A 21,325-nucleotide genomic window follows, 5' to 3' on the forward strand; every position below is an offset into this window, starting at 1 on the left:
TTCAGCAAACTCTCTTTTTTCTACTTTATTTCAGGTGCAACAGCTAATATATTTTCAAAGGCTGCGCGTTGTTTTTGTTCTTCCTCATTCAACAAAATATGAATATCACCATGATCGTTTGACGTCCTAATTAAACGACCCATTCCTTGCTGCAAGCGTAATTGCATAAACGGTAACTCCACTTCTTCAAATGGATTTTCAGCAAACGTGCGCTTCGCATCAAATAACGGATCCTTTGGAGGAAACGGTAAATCATAAATAATAACACGTGTTAATGCTTCTTCAGGTAAATCTAAGCCTTCCCATAAATGATATGAGCATAATGTTTTAACGGTTCCCTGCTGGAAATCTCGAACAATGGCTGATAGCTCTCGATCACCTTCGAATGCGACATGCATACGCTCCATTAATGGCAATTCTGCTTTAAATTTTAACATGGCTTGCTTGGATTTAAATAGAATTAATGTTTGCTCACCATCTCGCAGTAATTGCTGTACACGTGCGGTTTTATCGTGTTGATGAAGCTCATGTAAATAGATTTTCATTACTTCCTCATAATCAAATGGCGAAGGGACTGAAAATGATTGGGACTCTCGAATACCTAAACTATACGCGATATAAGAAAAGTCTTTATTGACGGATAAAGTGGCAGACGAAAAAACGATTGGAAGCTTTTTAGAGAATAGTTTTTCTGCTAAAACTTCTGTTATCAATCGAGGCATTATCACCAACGTTTCCTCACCGTCTGTTTCCTCAAGCCAATCCACTGCATCTCCTTGTGCTATGAAAATACGTAAAGAAGCCTCATATTGTTCTAAATATTCTTCTGCCATATTTAACTCATATTCAGGAATCATATACATTTCAGATTCAAAAACAAATTCCTCCATCAATACTTCCACATCATTTATTAATTGTTTGCCATAAGCAAGCAATGTTTTGGATTTATTGATACGTTTACGATCCTCATCAGAAGCAACGATATCATCACGAAGTTGATCAAAAAATAGCTCGTGATCATCTTGTAATTTTTCCATGGCATACAATGTCCGTTCTCGTACACCATCCACCATTAATCGCTCTAAAAGTTGGACAATTGTTGTTGCCTGTACTTTATAAGTCATAGCCTTTTGCGCAGCGTATTCTAACAGATGTCCTTCATCTAAAACCATCATAGATACTTCTGGCAGTAAGGCAAGCTGTCCTTCACGCTCACGAGATTCCTTGGTAGCTAAATGTTCCATTAAAAAGTCTTGGGAACAAATAACTAGATCCGTTGATTTGCGGTAATGGGAACGATGCAAAGTTTGCCCACAACGATTACGGAGATCACAAACAGAACATTGCATAATCGAGTTGTAATTAACTTTTTGCCAATCCTCATCACTGACAGTTGGATAATTACTACGTTCTCCATATGGATGAATAGCAATCATGGAACCTTGGGCATACACACCATCCGGAATGGAGAACGAAATATCATCGATCCATTCATCTGATTCAACTTTTTCAGCTTCCTCAAAGCGTTTTAAGCATAAATATTGGTCCCGTGATTTGGCTAAGCGAACATCAATTTCAAGACCAAGCGTTTTTTGTAGCTTATAGATGTCTCCGCCCTCTTTAACGAGCTGATCGATTAATGTTTCATCAGCACATGCAATAAGTGCCGGTTTCCCTGTATAGCGTGCATAAGAAATAGCCGGAAGTAAATAGGCTATTGTTTTCCCAGTTCCAACACCCGCTTCTGCAAAGAGTACGTTTTTTTCTTTTAGCGCCTGTTCTATTTGATAAGCCATAAAGATTTGCTCATCACGACATTCAAAGCCTTTTTCAGGCAATTCATCATAAAGGACGTCACCCATCCAGTCACCTAGTGAATCGAAAAATGATCGGTCCTTTGATAATGCAAATGGTAAAGATTTACGCAATTGATGTTCCCCCTCTTACTATCTGGTGCTATTATACGCGACGAAACGGAAGATAAGAAAAAATCTTATCTTCCGTTACTATTCGTTAATCTCTTTTAGACTTTTGTCCCCAGAACTGATAATAATTTGTTTCGATAAACCCATTAAATAATTTCCGTTTTTTCGTCGCTTGGCGTCCATATAATTCTTCAAAATTTTTCATGGAGGATAGCATATATACAGACCAGGTTGGATAGTTTTTCATAACTTTTCCTAAATCACGGATAACCTGTTCTACAACGTCCACATCACCAATACGTTCTCCGTATGGTGGGTTACCGATCATGACACCATCTGTTAACTGAGTCGTGAAATCACGTGCTTGCATTTGCTTAAATGTAATCAGCTCTCCAAATCCTGCTTCTGTAGCATTTTCTTGTGCAATGCTTACCATGCGATGGTCAATATCAGAACCTACTATTTCTAACGGTTGGTCATAATTGGCCAAACTTTCTGCCTCATCTCGGACTGCATCCCAGATTTGCGCTTTCATCCATGGCCAGTCTTCAGAAATAAACTCACGATTATAGCCTGGTGCTATATTTTGTCCAAACATGGCTGCCTCTAAAGCAATTGTCCCCGAACCACAGAATGGATCAACAAACGGACGATTTGGATTCCACTTTGAAATTTGTATAAGTGCAGCCGCTAATGTTTCTTTTAACGGCGCCTCTCCTTGTGCTTGACGATAGCCACGTTTATGAAGACCAGCGCCTGATGTATCAATCGTTAGTGTCGCCACATCTTTTAAAATCGAAACCTCAATTTTGTAAGTGGCACCTGATTCATCTAAAAAGCCAAGTCGCTTATAATGCTGCTTCATTCGTTCAACAATCGCTTTTTTAGTAATAGCTTGGCAATCCGGCACACTAAATAATTTCGATTTAACCGATTTCCCTGAAACAGGAAAGGCAGCATCCACAGGTAAATATTTTTCCCAAGGTAAAGCTTTTACACTTTCAAATAATTGTTCAAATGATTTTGCAGGGAATTGTCCAACGACAATTTTGACACGATCGGCTACTCGTAGCCACAGATTAGCACGCGCAATCGCTGTTTCATCACCCTGAAAATATACTTTACCATTGTCAACAGTTGTTTCATAACCAAGTGCTTTTACTTCTTGGGCTACAATTGCCTCTAAACCCATTGCTGAAGTTGCTACTAATTGATAATTTGCCATAGATTATTTCCTTCCTTGATGCTCAATTTCCCAATATTCCATAAACTCCATGAGGTCGTTTAATGGTAATGGTTTGCTGTAATAATAGCCCTGAATAATATCACAGTTCATTTTACGTAGTATATCCACTTGTTGTGCCTGTTCTACACCTTCTGCCACAACTTTCATTTTTAGGCGATGGGACATTTGAATAATAGCATCTACAACTGCCTGTTTTTCATCGAGCGAGCCAATATGTTGAATAAAGCTTCGATCAATTTTTAAACAATCGAGTGGAAAGCGCACTAAATAGCTCAAGGACGAATAACCTGTCCCAAAATCATCTATGGAGATTTTAAAGCCTAATTGTTTCAAACGAACTAACTTACTAACAGTTTCGTTAGCACTATTCATCACTGTTCGTTCCGTCACTTCTATTTCAAAATTGTTTGCTGGCATATTATAGCGTTCTAATATTGTTTGTATCGAATCTAAAAAATTATGCTGTTTAAAGTGAATGCTTGATATGTTAATGGCCACTGGTATTTTCCACCCATATTTTTGCATTTGAATAACTGCCTCGCACGCCTTTTCCAGAATGACTTCACTTAAAGGTATTATTAACCCTGTTTCCTCTGCATAAGGAATAAACTCTCCAGGTGAGACAAAGCCAAGTCTTTCATTATTCCAGCGGACCAATGCCTCTAACCCCTGAATTTGTTCATTGTCCATACAAATTTTCGGTTGGAAATGCAGTTCAAACTCACGATTATCAATGGCTCTTCTTAACTCTGAATCTAGCAATAAGACACGCTGTGCATCTGTTTGCAGCTCATCAAAATAAAAAGAATAGCCGTTCAATCCATTCTTCTTAGAGTAAGTCATGGCTCTATCAGCACAATTAATCAGTTCTTCTGTATTTCTTCCATCTACTGGATAGACACTAACGCCAATACTTGTAGAAATAAAAACTTCCTGACCGTTTATCATCATTGGCTTTTCTATATTACTTATTATTTGTTCAGCAAATTTTGCAGCTTCTTTTACATTTTTTACATTCGTTAATGTAATGACGAATTCATCTCCGCCATATCTTGCAATAATATCTTTGTTTTTCAGTAACTGTTTTAGTCGTTTGGCAACTTCTATTAAAATTGAATCTCCAACAGCATGACCCAATGTATCATTAATTTGCTTAAATCTATCCAAATCTAAAAAATAGACCGCATGCTGTACTGAATGAGAAATAGCAGAAGTTGATTCTAAAAGATTATCCATTCTCTCGATATAAGCAAAACGATTAGATACTTCTGTTAAGGAATCAGTCAGTAAACGTTTTTCTAATTCGTTTTCTACTATTTTTCTTTCAGACAAATCTGTGAAAATACCACAATAATTTGTAACCTTCCCCTCATCGTTGGTTACACAAACAATTGTTAACCATTCAGGATATACGTCTCCAGTTTTACGACGATTCCATATTTCTCCTTGCCAAATTCCTTCTTGTCGTATCTGTTCCCACATTTCTAAATAGAACGGTAATTCATGTACACCTGATTGTAAAACGGCAGGTGTTTTTCCAACCACATCATCACGTTTATAACCCGTGACAAATTCAAAGGCAGGATTAACCATCACTATTTTTTTGTATTCATCAGTAATCATGATACCTTCAGATACATTTTCGAAGATTTTAAGTATTAAGGCAGTAGGATATTGAGAAATCAACTTCAATTTATCCATACCTTCCCAATTATTTACTCCGTTCATGTTCCGCCCCATCCTATCTCTCTATACTCCCCTTTAAAGGGCACTTACGCCAGGCCAACTCGTATGTAAATCAATGACACCCCAAAAAGATGGTGTACAGTTTTTCGAGTAACTCGTAAACTCGTCTTAAAAACCTGTGACATCCTTAGAGGTTTGAACTTGATTCAGCAGTCGTCCTATCACCACCTGAATGGAAAAGAAAATGTGCAAACTCTCGCTACTATAGAGTAGAGTCAAGTGTATCTAACATTTTGCTAGGTACCAAAACTTTTGCTGAATCAAGATAAATACACATTGATGCAATCACCGTTTTCAGATATTGTGACTTAGAAGCGGTAGCGATAGAGGCTAGGCTAGCAAGTAGCCATTCTCAAACGTATCGCGCATACCAAGACTTGATTAACTAGGTTACTTTTTCCTCATAAACTCAAAAGAAAAGCTCTCCACCGAGTTGGAGAGCGCTTGTTATTTCATAAATAAGCATCAAAAAAATTCCATAAGCCATGTTTTGTTCCTGAGTACTCAAACAGCTTGCGCCTCGTACAACCAGGTAGTAATCATCTATCTACAGAGCTAGCTCTGTCCCTCTATCCGTTCAATTCCTTCTAGAGAGTGCCCCTACCATAATTTGGGTTTCTCACTCGTGGGGTTTACCTCGTTCCACCTTGCAAGTTTCCAAGCAAGCTTCGTCACTGTGGCACTTTCAGGAAGTGTCAACCATATCCAAGAACTTAGGTTTTCCTTCCGCCGTCAGCTTTAACAGCTGCCTTACCTTATTTTTTCAGTAAGCACGAACACTACGGACATCTCAGTACCGTGTGAGCATGGACTTTCCTCTACGACGTCTAGCGCCGCAGCGATTACCAGAATTTCATGATGATACGAAAGATTATACTAGAGTTTTATGTTAAATACAATATAATTGACTAAAATTATTCGTATAGCTTGCTACCAAATACATGTTTTTCTAAATTTGAAAGACGTTTTAAAATATCAAAATTTGTTGTACCAGCTGCTGCAGAAGCAACCGGTTGTCTCTTTGGTGTACTATCAATTTCTTCTTTTAACTGTCTATTTTCTTCACGTAGTTGGGCCATCACTTTTTCAAACGTTTCATAGTCTTGAATTATTTCATCAAGGAATGAATCTACTTCTTCCACATTATAGCCTTTAAAGTTCTTTTTAAATTCCTTTTCAAGGATCATTTTTGACGTTAATTTAATGTCCATTCACATCGCCCTTCCTCACACTACATACACGAATACATTATAGCATACTTCATCACATTATATCGTCTGAAAACTCCAATTGTAAGCTAAACTTGTCGTTTTATGCGATTACCTGGGAAATTATTTCTTATTTCCTAATCTGAGCAACCTCTTTTCCCAAGAAATTACCCATTTTTGTTTTTGTTCTGCTCTCCATTGCTCATTCCTTTGAATGAGATGTATGCCTTGTTGCGTATAATAAAGGGCCTGCTTATAATCTTTCATTTTGTGCTCATAAAGTATGGCTAGCTGCTCAAGGACATGCAACTTTGTTCTTGCTTCAACAAAATGGAGAGAGGCTACAAACGCATCTATAGCTTCACTGTAGCGTTTACTCTTTTTGTGCTGTAGTGCTAAATAATAGTGCGCATTACCCGCTTCCAGCGCATCAAATTGCGTAGTCACCCTTTCTAACACCTTAACACTTTGTGTGCTTTCTTTTAAATCACCATACCATTTCCCAATGTTGGTAAAGGTTTTTGCAGATTCTTCATGCCCCTCTTCAAACAAGAGCTGAGTGGAGTGACTATAAAGCGTGATAAGCGACAGTAAATCCCACTCATTGTGAAGCAAAACCTTCATAAGAGCATCTGGTCCGCCACTTTTCACAGCATCTAAATAAATAATTGGCGCAAGATGACCAGGAATATCTCCCTTCCGAGAGAAACCAAGCTTCTCTTCCTCCACAGATTTTAATTTTAAGCGCTCCATATCATTTTTCCATAAACGCTTCGAACTATGCAATAAATCAATTTGTCGTTGTGATCGTAATTTTGGTAATGTTTTTTGATGCAGTGTCCAGCGAGTTTCAAGCTGCGGCCAATCAAAACTTTTACCATTATATGTGATGACTGTTGCAGATTTTTGCCACAGTTTCGATTCAAACAAAAATGCCGCCTCATGTGCAGGGTCTGCTAGAATATATTGTGTCAAACTAAAACATTCTTCGTCTACCTCTAAAAAACCAAGTAAAAAAATATGTGTGCCCACACCTTTTAAGCCTGTCGTTTCCGTATCAAAAAATAATACAGGCTCATGTAAGTCCAGTGCATATGGATGATCAAATGAAGCATCCTGCCATTTTTTCAAAGCATCAAAAAATGACTGTAGCCGATAATGACCATGCTGAAAAGAAAATGGATACTGTACATGGCGCTTAAATACAATACCAAAGTCATTTTCCACAACCTTAAGCCCAGCCTCTTCCCATCGCTTGGTATAGCTTGGTTTGACTGGTTTCTGAAAAGCTGGTTCCTCTACCTTTTGTTGAGCTACCGCTGGTTTTTTACTAAGCATTTTTTTCATTTGTAGTATTTTATTCTCGTAAGACATGTAGTTCACTCATTTTCTGCTTATAATATAAGACTCTCTGCAAGATTACCACGATTGCTTGACTCATTCAAAATTTTCTTCACAGGAAATTCTTACTTAATATTTCTTTAATGGCATCTGAACAAATTCAATACGCTGTGCAGTAATTATTATAATGTCTTACCAATAGTTTCTCTCTTCTATCTGAAATTAAGGGTGATGACGAGTTCCAGTTTGTCCGTGCAATTTTTCATATACAAAAAAACAGACCAAGGCTCTCTCTCCCTAGTCTGCTTTTGCTATTTGTTATTTTGAAAGTTTTTCATTACCATCTTGATCGATAACATACGTATGAGTTTTGGCCGCTTCTTCAATTTCTTCAAACGCCCAGTGTGTTTCTTTAACATCCTGGAAACTTGGTGATGTTACACCTTGTAGTGGACCACGCTCTAACATGCGATTCATCATCACTATTGCTTGAGCACGGGTTACAGGTTCGTTTGGCGCAAAACTACCGTCTGATTGACCATTGATGATACCTGCTGTACGTATCGCTTCTATAATCCACTGTGCCCAATGACCTTTTGTATCCTTGAATGTAATATTTTGATTCTCTTCAATGTGAAGTTGCTTAAAGTTTGCCACTACAGTTGCCATTTCCGCACGTGTAATGTTATCACTTGCACGGAAATTACCATAGATATCCCCATTCATAATGCCCCGCTCTTTGATAAAGGCAATGGGACCCGCTGCATAATAATCACTTGGAATATCCCGGAATAATGGTGTTGTGTCCACTGTACCATCTGTATAGCCTAGTATACGGGCAATCATCGTTGCCACTTGCCCCCGCGTTACATTTTTTTCAGGACCAAATGTACCATCAAGGAATCCATTAATATAGGCTTCATGTTTATTTACTTCTAAAGGTGGTTTTGTCCTATTCACCTGAATGATGGTAAACGTACTGAACTTCTCAACGGTAAAACGAAGACCTAGCTCCCCCTTCACCATTGTTACAACTTCAGGAAGAACCACTTTTTTCTCTCCATCAGAGTGTTCAATAAACATAGCTAATTGCTTAAGAAACGCCTTACGCTCTACTATATTTACAGGGATTTTCACGCCTTTTAATGGCAAAGTTACGTGCACAGGACGATTTGGCATATTAGTCTCAATGGTCATTGGACGCGCCACTACATGCACATTATTGCTTTCAAGAGCTTCATGTACTACGCGCTCTACACGGGCACGTTCTTCAATGGCTTGACGCTCACTATTCTTTTTAACTGGTACTAAGCGGAAATAGAAATTATCTTCTATCCCCTTCATTGAGCTATGTGGAATTGTAACAAGTCCATTCTCTGTAGCAATTTCCAGCGATAATCCGTTTTCACGTAGTAATTGTAGAGATTGCTTTGGAACTTCTACTGTTACTTTATCTATTTCATCATTAACATCAGGGAGAACAATACGAACAATGTTATTGTCAATTTGCTTCGCTTTTTCAATGGCTGCCTTGGCACTCGATTCAGTTAAAGCTACGAAATCTGTAATTTCACCATTGGCATGTTTTGTGCGTTCAATCTCAATCGTAGTTTTTTCCAGTGGGTTATCACCATCTATTTCTAGACCAACTTGAATTTTCGTTGATGTTGTTGGTGAGCTTGGTGTTGGCACCGGTATGGTTGGCTGACCTGGGGCAGTAGGAGCTACTGGTGTCACCACATTTGATGCCATAGATTCTCCACTATTTCCAGCAATGTTAGTTGCTAACACTTTAAATGTATAGGCTGTCCCGTTGGTTAATCCCGTTACTATGATTGGACTTAACGTCCCTATTTTCGCTAACATCGGCTGCTCCACTCCGCCTACATACACTTTAACTGTATATCCAGTAATCGTACTACCTCCATTATTGGTCGGGACATCAAAGCTTACCCTTACATAACTATCACCTGGCGTTGCCAATACATTCGTTGGCACATCTGGAGCTGTTACTGAATTTGCTTGGACTTCTTGCGTAACTGTAAACGTCACTGGTGTTAGGTTTGTCGCGCTTACCGTTACCGTTGCTGTATAGGTTCCTACCGCCAAGCCATCCTTTGCCCTCACGGTAAATATTGTATTACCCGCACTTGGTAAGCTCGTCGCTGATGGTTGCGTAATATCAAAATCATCCGCATTAGCACCACTGATCGCTACCGATACATTCGCTAAACTACCTGTTCCTGTATTTGCGATTGTTAACGTTTTTGTTTCTTGAGTGCCGCTTGTGTATCCAGCTGTTAGTGCTGGGAACATTTGATTACTGATTGTATCAATTGTATATGTTGGTGCTGCTCTAGTAACTGTAATCGTATAAATTTTTGTTGTTTGATTTTGTGCAGTTACAATAATAGTAATGGTGTTTAATCCGACATTTAAGGCAATATCCTTACCAATTCCACTTGTGACAGCTGCCCCATTCAGCGTTAGCGTTGCATAACTATCAGCTAATGTCGGTGTAACCTGAATATTTCCTACATTACTAGCTACATTTGCAGTGTAATCTGTCGTACCTGAAGCAAAGGCTGGACTTAACGTTCCTGTTGAAAGGGTTAAGTTGCTTAAGTCTGCATTATTGCTTAATGACCCTGTTGTAAAGGTTTGATCACTTCCATAGCTTGTACCTACAGAGTTTGTCGCATATGCTCTGTAATGGTACGTCGTATTTGGATTTAACCCACTTAGGTCAGCAGTAAAAGTACCTGTTGTCCCTGTTATCGTTATTTTACTATTAATGGTCGTCGGATTGGCAGTCGTTGCATAGACAATTCCTCTTTCTGTAACTATCGCTCCACCATCAGCTGTAACATACCCACCAACCGTTGCTCCTGTTGTTGTCACATTAGATGGGATAGTATTTGTAGTTACAGTTGGAGCATTAGCAGGAATAGAGGTCGTCACTGACTTCATTGTATAAGCACTTTTATTGCCTGCAGCATCTTTTACAATGACATTAAAATAATATGTCGTACTTGGTAATAACCCCGTCACATTAAATACTTCTAAATCTTTTGAAAATCCAGTTCCTAATGCTAAACCGTTTACTTCGATATCACTAACAGTATCCATATTATTACTGCTAGATTGATAGACTCGATACTCTAAATCGCCCTGTAGTGTCACATCGTCTGTTGCCTTTTCCCACCCAAGCGTTACACCTGTTGTACTGACATTTGAAGATGTAATTGTTTTGTTTGATATTGTAGGAGTTTGAGTATCAGAAAAACTGTCGCTCACATTGGCAATTGTTATATTATCAAAGTTTAAGTTTGATGGCTCTGTATTTGGATCATTAGTAGGGAAATCAAATTGCCACGTAATTTCTAAGGATTCAGCACCATTGTAATCAAATTCATTACCATTATTTAAGAGAGTACTTAATTGATAGATCATTCCATTCCCAGAAATCTCCTTATTAGCAATTGAGTGAGAGCCTAACGTAGCTCCATTCGAATCTTTTACAACTAAGGAAAGCTTACTAAATGTGAGTTTAGGAAGATCTGGAACAATACTTATCCCTAAGTCTTTAAACGTGAATGTTTTACATATATTCCCTCCCTCTGCTTTAATAATCAGAGTTTCCTGAGCCTTAGGTGTATAATTTTGTGTATACAATTGTGATGTTGCTGGATCAACTACAAAACCGTTGCTTATTATAAACTTATCCGAAAAGGTTGAAAATCCTGCACCCGCACTGTTATCACCACTGACAGATCCACCGAAATCATATGTACCATCAGCAGTTCCATTCACAGCAGCCTCTACCTCTATGGCAGGGATATAGCCAATCGATGCCATCATTAAAATTAAGACTATTAAAATACGGACATAAAATCTCATTTTTTTACGGACCATTTTAATCCCATTCCTGCCATTTTTGAAAGCCTGCGATCGATTCATAGTTCCACCCCTTTAAATTTCCTGTTACCCTCTAGATGGAAACTCACCCTGTAAGCAAATAATATAATTCATCACCAAGAAGGGCTGCATATTATTATGTGGCTGACTCCCACCTGTCAAACCTAAAGCTTGCGTGTTCATTTGAACATCCAAATTGGTATCATACAAATGTGGTTGTTTGGGTGGTCTCCCGGCCCCTACTCCCTCTGCCCAAAATAAACCAATCGGATTACCTGATGTTCCAACACTTTGTATAGCTACTGGAGTATGAGAGTGAGCAGGTATTTGGGACTCCAAAAGCGTCACTGTTTGTGTTCCTACCGCTTCACCAACTTTTCGCGGTGTTAATCCCATTCCTGATCCTTGATTCATAGGTGCTGACGCCATTAAATTCGGTAATGCAAAGGTTGTCTTCCCATCGCCACCATACTGAACACCTAATATAGAATAAAGTGCTGTATTTTGCTGAATGTTCATCAATTGACCGTTACATAACGCCCACCCCTTTGGCGCAAAGTTTCCTGAAAAAATTCGGATTTCACCGATATACGCATCTGCCATTCATACCAACTCCTTTTACTTAATTTCTTGTTGGAAAAATACCTTGAGTAGCGATACAAAAATGTACGGCTAAATAAGGCTGCATATTATTATGGGCCTGTCCTCCTCCAGCAGAAGATAATGCAGCTGAATTCATCGTTACAGTCGGACCATCTGCATATAAGTTATCCTTTTGTGCCCATACATTTCCTTTAGGGGAGGGTACACTTGCAAGGTTTGATGAGCCGTACACTTGATGAGTATGTTGAGGTATTTCATTAACTGTTAAAGAATGTGTCACTTCACCCGCCTTTGTTCCTAAAGGTAATGAAGGACCTACATGGATTGGGACACGTCCTCGCAAATCTGGTAAGGCAAATGTTTTTACCCCATCCCCTCCATAAACCGTTCCTAACAGCGCGTATAAAGCTTGATACTGATTAATAGGAAGCAATTGCCCTTCACAAGATAACCAGTATCTTGGCGCATAATTCATCGCAAATAATCGAACTTCACCTAAATATGGTTCTGCCATTTTCATCCTCCTTTGTACATATGTTTATGGCTGGGTAGGAAATACTCCATATAACGAAATAATGAAAGAAATTGCTACTGTTGGCATCATGTTGTCATGTGACTGATTGCCACCAACAACCGAGCTAGCATTAGCGTTCATTGTAACTGGCGTTAACGGATTGCCAGCTCCATCTTTATCATTTGAGTAATTAGAATATCCACTTGTCGTTGCCCACAGCTTATTAGTCGGTGTTGAGGTATTCCCAACAGCTGTAGCCGCTTGAACAGTATGTGTATGATTTGGCAGTTGATTGGCAGTTAACGTAATCAATTCTGTACCACCAGCAACACCTATACCGTACTGTGGACTAACATGAATAGGAACACGTCCCATTAAATCTGGCAACTTAAAAGTAGTTTGACCATCCCCTCCATATGTTGTTCCAAGTAAAGCAAAAAGTGCCTCATTTTCTGAAATACTAAGAAGTTGTCCATTGCATAAAGCCCATCCCTGAGGAGCAAAGTTTCCTGCAAACATACGAATCTCTCCTAAATAAGACTCACTCATTGACTCTCACCTCCTTTCGAATAAATTGAAAATTCAGTCTTTTAACCGAGTGACTCAAACCTCATGGCAATATACGGAGAAATGTCTTCGGTAACGTAAAATCCGCATCTTTCATATAGGCGCCTTGCAGGATTTCCATGCCATACATGGAGTGTAACAGACAAATTCTGACTAGCCGCACTGTTTTGTAATTGCTTTAATAACTTGGTTCCATAGCCCTTACCTCTAAAATCAGGCAATAAAGAAATATCAATTAAATGAATATTCCCACTTTTACATTCAGTCATCATCCTACCAATTTCCAAACCTTCATGAAAAATAATTTCATGCTTTGCTTGCGGAAAATTTTGTTGATAAAATCTCTTTTGCGCTTCGTATTGAATTAGTAAAAGCGCGTGTAATTGTTGTTCATCTAGGGCAAGCATCGAAAACTCGTTCTTTCGTGTAGAAATATATAACTCGTAAAGAAACGCATCATCTTGAGATACAACATTTCGAGTCTGTACCATATTCCACCACCATTTCATCAAATAGTCATTAAACCTATAAAATTATGTCCCATTTCAGATTAACTAGGAGAGAATAATTGTCCTCCTAGTTAAAAACCATATATTCCTATTTATTTATATATTACTTAAAGTTAACATTCAACAAATATTTGTATATTTAAAATTTTCTTTACCTTACTTTTCTAATTGTTGGTGTAAGTCACACAAACGAGACAAAGCCCCGAATTAATCAACACGAACATGTTTGAATAAAGTTTATTTAGCCTTAACTCCTTTTTAATTCTAATTATTGTGTAATCATACATTGAATTATTATTTAAAAAGTCCATTCTCCATAAAGTTACGGCATCCTTGTTGGTTGACCATTTAAATAATTTTATTTCTAGAAAACTAACACTTTTATCTAATTCGCTTGTACTATTGCAAGTATTTTCTATAAAATGAAATTACATATAAAAGGTGCGTTAGATGAATGCCACCACTTACTTTGAAATGAAGTAAAAATATTTATGTAATCATTAATAACTTTTCTTGGAGGAAACGCATTGTTTAAAAATTTTCGTGAAGAACTAAAAAAAGAATGGAAAAACACAACAGAGGATTTAGAAAAAGAAGTATTTAAAGTATGGCAGTTAGAATATAAGGGGCATATTATTCGCATTGTAAATGCTGTGACGGAAGAGGTTCTTTATATTAATAATGAAGTAGTAGATAAAAAGAGTAGAGACAGTATGTTCAAACAAGTTTATCCCTTTGTAAAATTGAAAGGTGAAATTACAGAAACTAATGGAACAGTATCAACAGTAAAAGTAAAAATAGGTGGATTACTCAGTTTAAATATCGTCGTTAAAGTAAATGGTACAATACTACTTCATGAGAAACACAAAATTTCTATCGACTAATTTTTGACTATTCTACTACACCAAATGTTCAGCACTCGAATCAGAACAGTATTGTCTTCACAAATTTATTAATATACCTCTTGCATTGCCAATAAACGTAGAGGAAAAAGTGTAAAAGGACTTAGTTCCATACTAAAAAAGAATTGAATCCTTCTAAAAAAATTGTCAGGTATATACATTAATAGATAGATAAAGAGAGTTTGAGGAAATCATTCAGATATACCACAAGCCCTCTTTTCTTTTTTAATTAATTTGATTTAATCTCTGAAGAAGTATAATGACCCTCTTTTTTCCTTCCTGCAAACTGTCCTGCGCTCCAATACATGATGGACATCCAGATTCACAAGGACATTTTGAAACATGCTCTAAGGTTTTCATTAATAGATCTTCCCATAAGTCATAGACCTTTTCACTTAAACCAATCCCACCAGGGTATTTATCGTAAACAAAAAATGTGGGCAACTCATTATGGGATGCTTTAACTTGTGGGACAACTGCTACATCACTGCTATCACATTGAATAAACAAAGGAATAAACGCATTCATGGCATAGGCTACTCCAATCATTACCTCTGTCAATTCCGCCTCTGACCATTGCTCTGTTAGATGAAGTGAAAGCCATGATGCACTTGTATGCATTTCATCTGGAGGTAAATGAATGGGCCCCGATCCGATATTATCATGCGTACCAAAGCGAATTTTATTTCACTAGAAAAGTATGTAAATACACGATTAGATCCATTTTAAAATTGTCTAACATTTAAAATGTATAGTTTCAGTTTCGTGATAAAGTTGATGTAAGTTAGCAAATGACAAATATTAATCTGTCAACGAAGTGGTTTTGAATTATTATATAATTTAAGAAAGAAATTTTCCTCAACTAATGAACCTTTAGTAATGAAGACAGCTTAGAAAACTTACACCGACGTATTTCCTTTTTGGGTACTATCTTAAAAGATTTAAACAAAGTGCTTCCCAAGCATAATGATGACTGGTAAACTTTTTCTATTACTTTTCCATTTAAAAGGTTAAAGAGAAAATTCGTTAACATTGTTTCTTATTTTTAAATTATCTAAATAGCTCGCAAACTCTTATTTGTTTTGTCTGAAAATCCGAGTCTATCAATTATAATATGAACACTATCTTTATCATTATTTATATAAAGAATGTATGCCTTTAATATTTTTATATCTTGATAAAATTTACTTTCTATACTTCTAATTTTATTTTTCATTAAGCTATGTTTAAGCGATTCTAGTAGAGATACATCTTTCATGTCTAAAATACAAATCTACTTTTAGTAAAGCTGGTGCTATAGCGGATAGTATCAACTTTTATTAATACCTAGTGAAGTTAATGACAGCGTTCTATTTTTACCGCTTTATCAGCAGTCTGAAATTTAATTACAGGTCTTGGTGAAAAATTATCCAAGCAACATGTGCAAAATAGCCGTTTATCTGAAACATTTTCAGATAAACGACTATTAGTTGTACGTACCAAAAAGGTGCGTCTTTTTTATATTTTGGGCTTAAATTCTTGCAAAAGATGTAATGCTCCCCTTTAATAAAATGTTATCAATAGGATACTGTGGGCTTTTTAACATTTTCTACTCCAAGGGTTTAATATCACATTATAAATCTTCTATTTCTTTCTTTTTCAATCCATAAATTCGAAAAACAATTTCATTTATCTCTTTTTCTATTAAATCTTTTTCTCGTACTCCATTAAGAATCTCATTAACAAGACTTACTATTTCTCTATACCTCTCATCATCTTTATTTAACATAACTAAGGGATATTTTTTCAAAACCGAAGGACGAAACCTATATTTATCAGATTCTAAATGTGTCGTATTGATTTTTTTATGAAAAAATTCAATAACTTTACTATTCAATAACCCAAGTAAATATTTATAATCATCTACACTATAATCTTTCTTTAATTTTATGGAGTACGCTGTTCCGTTATAAAAAAATCCTTGTACATCCAAGGAAAACATGCATTCTGAAGCAATATCAGGAGTCAATATCTTGATTTCATTAAAAAAGTTAAACGAATGGGGCGTCCAATGTTCAAACCACTGTTTATTAGACTTGCCTTGAAAATAAGATCTACCTTCTAATTCCTTTTTATGCTTATGTAAATAACTAGATACATTCGGAAAGTCAGAAAGAATTATAGGTATTGTTTTATTATTTTCAAATGTATAAGGATATAAAACAAACGTATCCTTATTATTATTTCCTTCCCATTCATAAGCCCATTTTTTGAGATTTCTTCCTCTTAACAATGGAAATACAAGTTGAGATTCGAAGTTATTTTTTTTTACAAAATCATATGTCATAAACTTTGAAAAAACTTTATCAGCAGTTGTTTGAAGACCTATTGAAATACTTAAAGTAATATCACCTAATAAAACATTTGAATTTGAAACTATCTTATTTAATATTTCTTCACTTTTTTTATTAGAATATCTCCATTCATTACCTATAATAACCTCTCCTTGTACATTAGTACTCATCTTGTCATCACAAGGAAAAGGTTTCAACCAAAGTGCATTTTCTGGTTTCTTATTTTTCACTTTATCAAATTGATATACAGCTGATAAAACAGCCGCTCTAAAGGGATAAATTGTACTCAAATCAATAACGCTTATTAACTTCGCATTTTTTTCTATGTACTCTTTAATTCCAATTCCATAATCTGCACCCATAAATTTATCCGAACACAAAATAATAACTTGTCCATTTTCTTTTGCTAATTTAATACCTTTTTCAATAAATAATGTATATAAATCAAATCTTCCCACAGCTGCATAATAAAGCTTTTTTAATAAGCTTCTCTTATTTTCATCAATTAACTGGTAACGTAAGTATGGTGGGTTAGTAATCACTAAATCATAAAAATTATCTTCTAATATCGGATTTTCACTTAATAAACTATCTAACTGAAAAACTGGATACTTTAACAAAGGGTCTATTTCATTATTATAATAAACTATCTCCATCAACATTCTTAATTTTGTTATTATACAAGGTAGTTCTTGAATATCTACCCCTATTAAAAAATTCATATTTTCTATGTTCTCTATTATCCGTTTTCTTTTTTCGATAGGATTGTTTGCAAATGTTTGGCTAAGAATATTAATTAGAAAATTCCCTGATCCACATGCTGGGTCAATTATTTTTTTTTCATGTAATCCCGAAAAAGACCATTTTTCAGTTATTAACTCAATCACATCATACCTAGTATAATGTTCTCCTAAACGTTTTCTTTTTTCTTTCTCTAAAGTTAATATATAAATGCTTCCTAAAATATCTTCTTTGATATATTTAGGGGAGTTTAATTTAATCCATTCGATATAATCAACAATTTCCTTATTACTTTCATCTAATTTGTCAAACAAGAATTTATTTAATTTGCTTTTCGCTTCACTTTTTAAGTTATATAAATTAACTTCACTAGCTTCCCAACTTTCTATATTTATATAATTATTACAAAAAGCAATAGTATATATTAAAAAAAAGTCAATTAAATTAGATGATAAACATTCTTTTCTTTGTAACAGCTGTACTCCACCATCAATATATTTTTCAATTTCTTTATCAGTCATCTTTTTAACATCCAATAATTTTATTTTACGCTCCGTGTTCTTCTATCCCACAAATAACATGAAGATTATATTTTAAACTATTTACTAAGCCAGCAAACTTATGCTCTACACACGGAAAAATTTCTTTCTTCACTTGCTCACCTCTATCTTCCCAAGTTATTATCTCTTTATTATTTGTCACTCCAATATTAAAATAGGACACCATTACAAAAGCAGTAAAAGCCTTAGCATATGTTGAAGAAATCTTATCTCTATTATCATTTATCACATTATTATATTCATCAGAATTTCTTTTAGCTTCTATAGAAATTATATATTCTTCATTATTTCTAATATTTTTAACCCTAATCAAACAATCAATATCTCTAGATTCTTTGCTTGGTTTTGTTTCTGAAAGAAAGTCGAACTTATAATCTACTACAATATCTATAATTCTTAATAAATGATTAGTATCATCCCAATCACTTTTAATCTTTTCAATTGCTTGTTCAATAAAATTTTGATGCCAAAACGCTCTTATATAGTAAAGTAAATCATGATGTGGTGCATATACTCTTTCCAACTTAAGCGGTGTTATTTTTTTAGGATTTGTTTTATCTGATTCAGAATAAACAAGTCCTGTAGACTCTCCAAACCAAATCCTGCCTTCACTATTTTTGTTATAGATTAAATATGGATGCAAAAATTTTGTAATACTACTATCTTTAGATACTTCTAAGTATTCTTCCTCTTTCAAAAAACCTTTATTTAATAATTCTTTTAAAATAAATTCAAACTTATCTGCCAACTTACTACTTTTTGAAGTTTTAAGAAACTGCTGTGAAAGAGGATTATTAATAAGATATGAATCCGTTGGACGATATCCTTGTAATACTTTCCTACTCATAATCAGGTTCCATAATAAATTATCTACTAATTCTATCATAGGATATTCTATTTTAAACTTATTGATTATATATTCCAATACCTCATACTGAAATGCCTTTATAGTAAAATGCATTTTATTCCCTTTTAACATATATCCAATTAGAGCAATCCCACATTCTAAAGAGTCTACATGGAAAATTGCAATATTTTTTAATCGAATATTATGAAACAATGGATATTTAGATAAATTAGAGTACTCATACCGCTCAAAATGATTATGCTCGTAATCATATTCCGAAATTTCACCAATATTCGTAAGGAAATTTAATAACATTTCTTCAGATTTGCACTCTTCATTTACACAAAAAGAAAACATGATTTCTTCACAAGAATACGAATTAAGTATAAATAAGTCTTCCTCATCCAAATCCAAGCTAATCATATCATTATCAATAATTTCTTTTATCATACTTTTTTTTAGCAACTCTATTACTTCAGAAGATACATTTTCTTCATAATTTAATATTGCTATATCATCCGAAGTAAATTTCGCTTGTAGTCCTACTATATTTAGATGATTGTTTATGTTAATTGGATGTTCCGATTGATTAATAAATTCTATTATTCTCCATTTCGTTTTACTCATTCTATTCCCCACCAGCATCTTCTTCAAAAAATTTATAAAAACCTTTTAAATTATTCTTTATTTTGATTTTCAGACTCTCATCATCCACCAATCTAAGAGCTAATAAAGAATACAATAAAGTCAATTCTACGCCTACAGCAACAATTTGTGGATGTCTACTCAATTTTAACTCAAAACCTTCACTATAATTCTCCAAAGGATATATAAAATATGGTGTAATTCCTTGCTTTTCTTCTTCATCCATGTTATCTAGATAATCTAAAAAATTATTAAATTTACTGGTAACTATCCGCTTACTTTGTCCATATCCAATAAATATTTGATTAATTTTTTCGTCAAAATAAGAACTAAATACACTTGGGTGTTTTACGATTGAAATACTATGTCCTATTTCTTTTAATGCTAATTCAATTGAAGTTTTCAATTTGGAACTTTTCATTTTAACACTAGAAAGTCCCCAATCTTCTTTGACTTGTTCAATTAACAATTCATAGTTACTTTTATTGTTATCTAACGGATTTAATTCTGGTAAATTAAACAAATCATACTCTTCTGACTCTATTTCTACAGTATTAAGAATTATTTCATCCTGCGAGTAATTTTTTAAATCAAAGTTATTGTATCTAATATCATCCATAATATTTAATATTGAAGAAACTATAACCCTATAACTTCTTGGTTGGGAATCTTTAAATTTAATTCTCAAAGCTTTAATTATTTTTGTATATTGAGTTTCAATTATAGGAAAATCATACGCTAGTGAATACCTATAACTTAACTCATCAAGTAATTTATTTAACTCCTCTTGACTTAATAAAAATGATTTTAATTTAATAGAATTAGGCTCAAGTCTTGTCCATAAAGCAGTTTCATTAGTCAATCCATTTTTTAACTCTCCTTCGTATTGTTCAGTAATCGCAGTCACTATTACTAGCTCTTTATAATTACTTTCAGTTGCAGCTTTATCAATAAAATTTTTATAACTCTGGAAAAACCCTTTCTTAGCGTTTGGCTTTAAAGATGTATGGGCGTGCTCGAATTCATCTAGCATAATAATAAACAAACCATTTCTTGTTTTATTTTGAATAAATAATTTAAATACTTCTAAGTAATCATCTGTACTTAATAAATCTATATCCAGTTTTTTTAACTCCGTTTTCCCGTGCCGTGATCCGAGTACTCTTAGTGCAGGCCCCTCTAAATCATTAGAACTTTTCATACTAAATAAAACTTTAGATAAGTTATCTGAAATATCTAGAGTTTCACGGAAATAACTTAAAGTTTCTTCATCATCATTACTAAATGGGATAGTATTGATAATATTATTAAAAGTAATTCTAAAATCCCTATAATATTTCGAAAATATTTCTGACATTATCATTTTAGTAAAGTTATAATCTGATCTCTCAGTATCTTCAACTCTAAATTTAATTATATAAAAATTATTATTTTCCTTAAAATAAGAATAAATTCTATTTAAAAAATGAGTTTTCCCATCTCCAACAAGTCCAGATAATAAAATTGGCATAAAAGCATTTTCTTTATATGATGAAATGAATTTATTTTTTATACGTTCCTTAGCTTCCGTTTGATTTAAAATGAATGTAGGGTTTTCTGGCGGCTGTGTATTCCTCATTGAATTAATTTCATTCAAGGCAACATTTTGTGTAATACATTCTTTACTAATATCATCAAACATTCCCATTATATATTTTAGTACATATGACTCTGTCATTAT

The 21,325-nt window shown here is 34.7% G+C and carries 14 protein-coding genes, 1 other RNA gene and 1 pseudogene; 1 reads left to right on the top strand and 15 read right to left on the bottom strand.

Annotated features, from left to right (window positions below; all coding sequences use genetic code 11):
• Positions 1–20: 20 nt before the first annotated feature.
• The 11 genes from ACOZBY_RS14325 to ACOZBY_RS14375 form a co-directional block, all read right to left on the bottom strand.
• Positions 21–1,928, bottom strand: a complete 1,908-nt coding sequence (locus ACOZBY_RS14325; protein WP_012293759.1) for an ATP-dependent DNA helicase — start codon at positions 1,926–1,928, stop codon at positions 21–23.
• Positions 1,929–2,013: 85 nt separating this feature from the next.
• Positions 2,014–3,150 carry a THUMP domain-containing class I SAM-dependent RNA methyltransferase gene (locus ACOZBY_RS14330; RefSeq protein ID WP_012293758.1) on the bottom strand — a complete coding sequence of 379 codons (1,137 nt, stop codon included), beginning with the start codon at positions 3,148–3,150 and terminating at the stop codon, positions 2,014–2,016.
• Between the two features lie 3 nt (positions 3,151–3,153).
• Entirely contained in the window at positions 3,154–4,899 is a 1,746-nt protein-coding gene (locus ACOZBY_RS14335; protein WP_012293757.1) for a putative bifunctional diguanylate cyclase/phosphodiesterase, read from the bottom strand.
• Positions 4,900–5,391: 492 nt separating this feature from the next.
• An RNA gene (gene rnpB, locus ACOZBY_RS14340) (RNase P RNA component class B) lies at positions 5,392–5,771 on the bottom strand.
• Between the two features lie 60 nt (positions 5,772–5,831).
• Complete coding sequence (gene gpsB / locus ACOZBY_RS14345; protein WP_031419413.1) at positions 5,832–6,128, bottom strand: cell division regulator GpsB; 297 nt, start codon at positions 6,126–6,128, stop codon at positions 5,832–5,834.
• Positions 6,129–6,248: 120 nt separating this feature from the next.
• Positions 6,249–7,499 carry a ribonuclease H-like domain-containing protein gene (locus tag ACOZBY_RS14350; protein ID WP_422762497.1) on the bottom strand — a complete coding sequence of 417 codons (1,251 nt, stop codon included), beginning with the start codon at positions 7,497–7,499 and terminating at the stop codon, positions 6,249–6,251.
• Positions 7,500–7,784: 285 nt separating this feature from the next.
• Positions 7,785–11,426 (bottom strand): S-layer homology domain-containing protein, encoded by a 3,642-nt coding sequence (locus tag ACOZBY_RS14355; RefSeq protein ID WP_422762498.1) that lies wholly within the window; start codon positions 11,424–11,426, stop codon positions 7,785–7,787.
• A 24-nt stretch (positions 11,427–11,450) separates the two neighbouring features.
• Positions 11,451–11,987 (bottom strand): phage tail protein, encoded by a 537-nt coding sequence (locus ACOZBY_RS14360; RefSeq protein ID WP_012293753.1) that lies wholly within the window; start codon positions 11,985–11,987, stop codon positions 11,451–11,453.
• A 19-nt stretch (positions 11,988–12,006) separates the two neighbouring features.
• Entirely contained in the window at positions 12,007–12,501 is a 495-nt protein-coding gene (locus ACOZBY_RS14365; protein ID WP_031419402.1) for a phage tail protein, read from the bottom strand.
• A 24-nt stretch (positions 12,502–12,525) separates the two neighbouring features.
• The gene (locus tag ACOZBY_RS14370; RefSeq protein WP_012293751.1) at positions 12,526–13,050 is read right to left on the bottom strand and encodes a phage tail protein; all 525 of its coding nucleotides are present in this window, start codon (positions 13,048–13,050) and stop codon (positions 12,526–12,528) included.
• Positions 13,051–13,091: 41 nt separating this feature from the next.
• Entirely contained in the window at positions 13,092–13,559 is a 468-nt protein-coding gene (locus tag ACOZBY_RS14375) for a GNAT family N-acetyltransferase (protein ID WP_036170245.1), read from the bottom strand.
• A gap of 545 nt (positions 13,560–14,104) precedes the next feature.
• On the opposite strand from ACOZBY_RS14375, the gene ACOZBY_RS14380 reads away from it, so the two are divergent.
• Positions 14,105–14,461, top strand: coding sequence for a hypothetical protein (locus ACOZBY_RS14380; RefSeq protein WP_012293749.1), 357 nt, complete (start codon positions 14,105–14,107; stop codon positions 14,459–14,461).
• 243 nt (positions 14,462–14,704) lie between these two features.
• On the opposite strand, the pseudogene ACOZBY_RS14385 reads toward ACOZBY_RS14380, so the two are convergent.
• From ACOZBY_RS14385 to ACOZBY_RS14400, 4 genes and pseudogenes are all read right to left on the bottom strand, one after another.
• Positions 14,705–15,163: pseudogene (locus ACOZBY_RS14385) on the bottom strand (Zn-binding domain-containing protein); the annotation flags it as partial.
• 928 nt (positions 15,164–16,091) lie between these two features.
• On the bottom strand, positions 16,092–18,074 hold the full coding sequence (locus tag ACOZBY_RS14390) for an Eco57I restriction-modification methylase domain-containing protein (RefSeq protein WP_422762499.1): 1,983 nt from the start codon (positions 18,072–18,074) through the stop codon (positions 16,092–16,094).
• Positions 18,075–18,099: 25 nt separating this feature from the next.
• Entirely contained in the window at positions 18,100–19,587 is a 1,488-nt protein-coding gene (locus tag ACOZBY_RS14395; RefSeq protein WP_422762500.1) for a hypothetical protein, read from the bottom strand.
• A gap of 1 nt (position 19,588) precedes the next feature.
• Complete coding sequence (locus tag ACOZBY_RS14400) at positions 19,589–21,322, bottom strand: BREX system ATP-binding domain-containing protein (protein WP_422762501.1); 1,734 nt, start codon at positions 21,320–21,322, stop codon at positions 19,589–19,591.
• Positions 21,323–21,325 lie beyond the last annotated feature (3 nt).

Origin of the sequence: Lysinibacillus sp. NPDC056220, assembly GCF_049315265.1 — a bacterium.
GTDB lineage: Bacteria > Bacillota > Bacilli > Bacillales_A > Planococcaceae > Lysinibacillus > Lysinibacillus pinottii.

What these genes read in the sequence shown, in the direction of transcription:
- ACOZBY_RS14370 (WP_012293751.1), bottom strand. Translation starts at nt 13,050, where the DNA reads ATGAGTGAGTCTTATTTAGGAGAGATTCGTATGTTTGCAGGAAACTTT.
- ACOZBY_RS14395 (WP_422762500.1), bottom strand. Translation starts at nt 19,587, where the DNA reads ATGAGTAAAACGAAATGGAGAATAATAGAATTTATTAATCAATCGGAA.
- ACOZBY_RS14390 (WP_422762499.1), bottom strand. Translation starts at nt 18,074, where the DNA reads ATGACTGATAAAGAAATTGAAAAATATATTGATGGTGGAGTACAGCTG.
- gpsB (WP_031419413.1), bottom strand. Translation starts at nt 6,128, where the DNA reads ATGGACATTAAATTAACGTCAAAAATGATCCTTGAAAAGGAATTTAAA.
- ACOZBY_RS14350 (WP_422762497.1), bottom strand. Translation starts at nt 7,499, where the DNA reads ATGTCTTACGAGAATAAAATACTACAAATGAAAAAAATGCTTAGTAAA.
- ACOZBY_RS14330 (WP_012293758.1), bottom strand. Translation starts at nt 3,150, where the DNA reads ATGGCAAATTATCAATTAGTAGCAACTTCAGCAATGGGTTTAGAGGCA.
- ACOZBY_RS14335 (WP_012293757.1), bottom strand. Translation starts at nt 4,899, where the DNA reads ATGAACGGAGTAAATAATTGGGAAGGTATGGATAAATTGAAGTTGATT.
- ACOZBY_RS14365 (WP_031419402.1), bottom strand. Translation starts at nt 12,501, where the DNA reads ATGGCAGAACCATATTTAGGTGAAGTTCGATTATTTGCGATGAATTAT.
- ACOZBY_RS14400 (WP_422762501.1), bottom strand. Translation starts at nt 21,322, where the DNA reads ATGACAGAGTCATATGTACTAAAATATATAATGGGAATGTTTGATGAT.
- ACOZBY_RS14360 (WP_012293753.1), bottom strand. Translation starts at nt 11,987, where the DNA reads ATGGCAGATGCGTATATCGGTGAAATCCGAATTTTTTCAGGAAACTTT.
- ACOZBY_RS14355 (WP_422762498.1), bottom strand. Translation starts at nt 11,426, where the DNA reads ATGAATCGATCGCAGGCTTTCAAAAATGGCAGGAATGGGATTAAAATG.
- ACOZBY_RS14375 (WP_036170245.1), bottom strand. Translation starts at nt 13,559, where the DNA reads ATGGTACAGACTCGAAATGTTGTATCTCAAGATGATGCGTTTCTTTAC.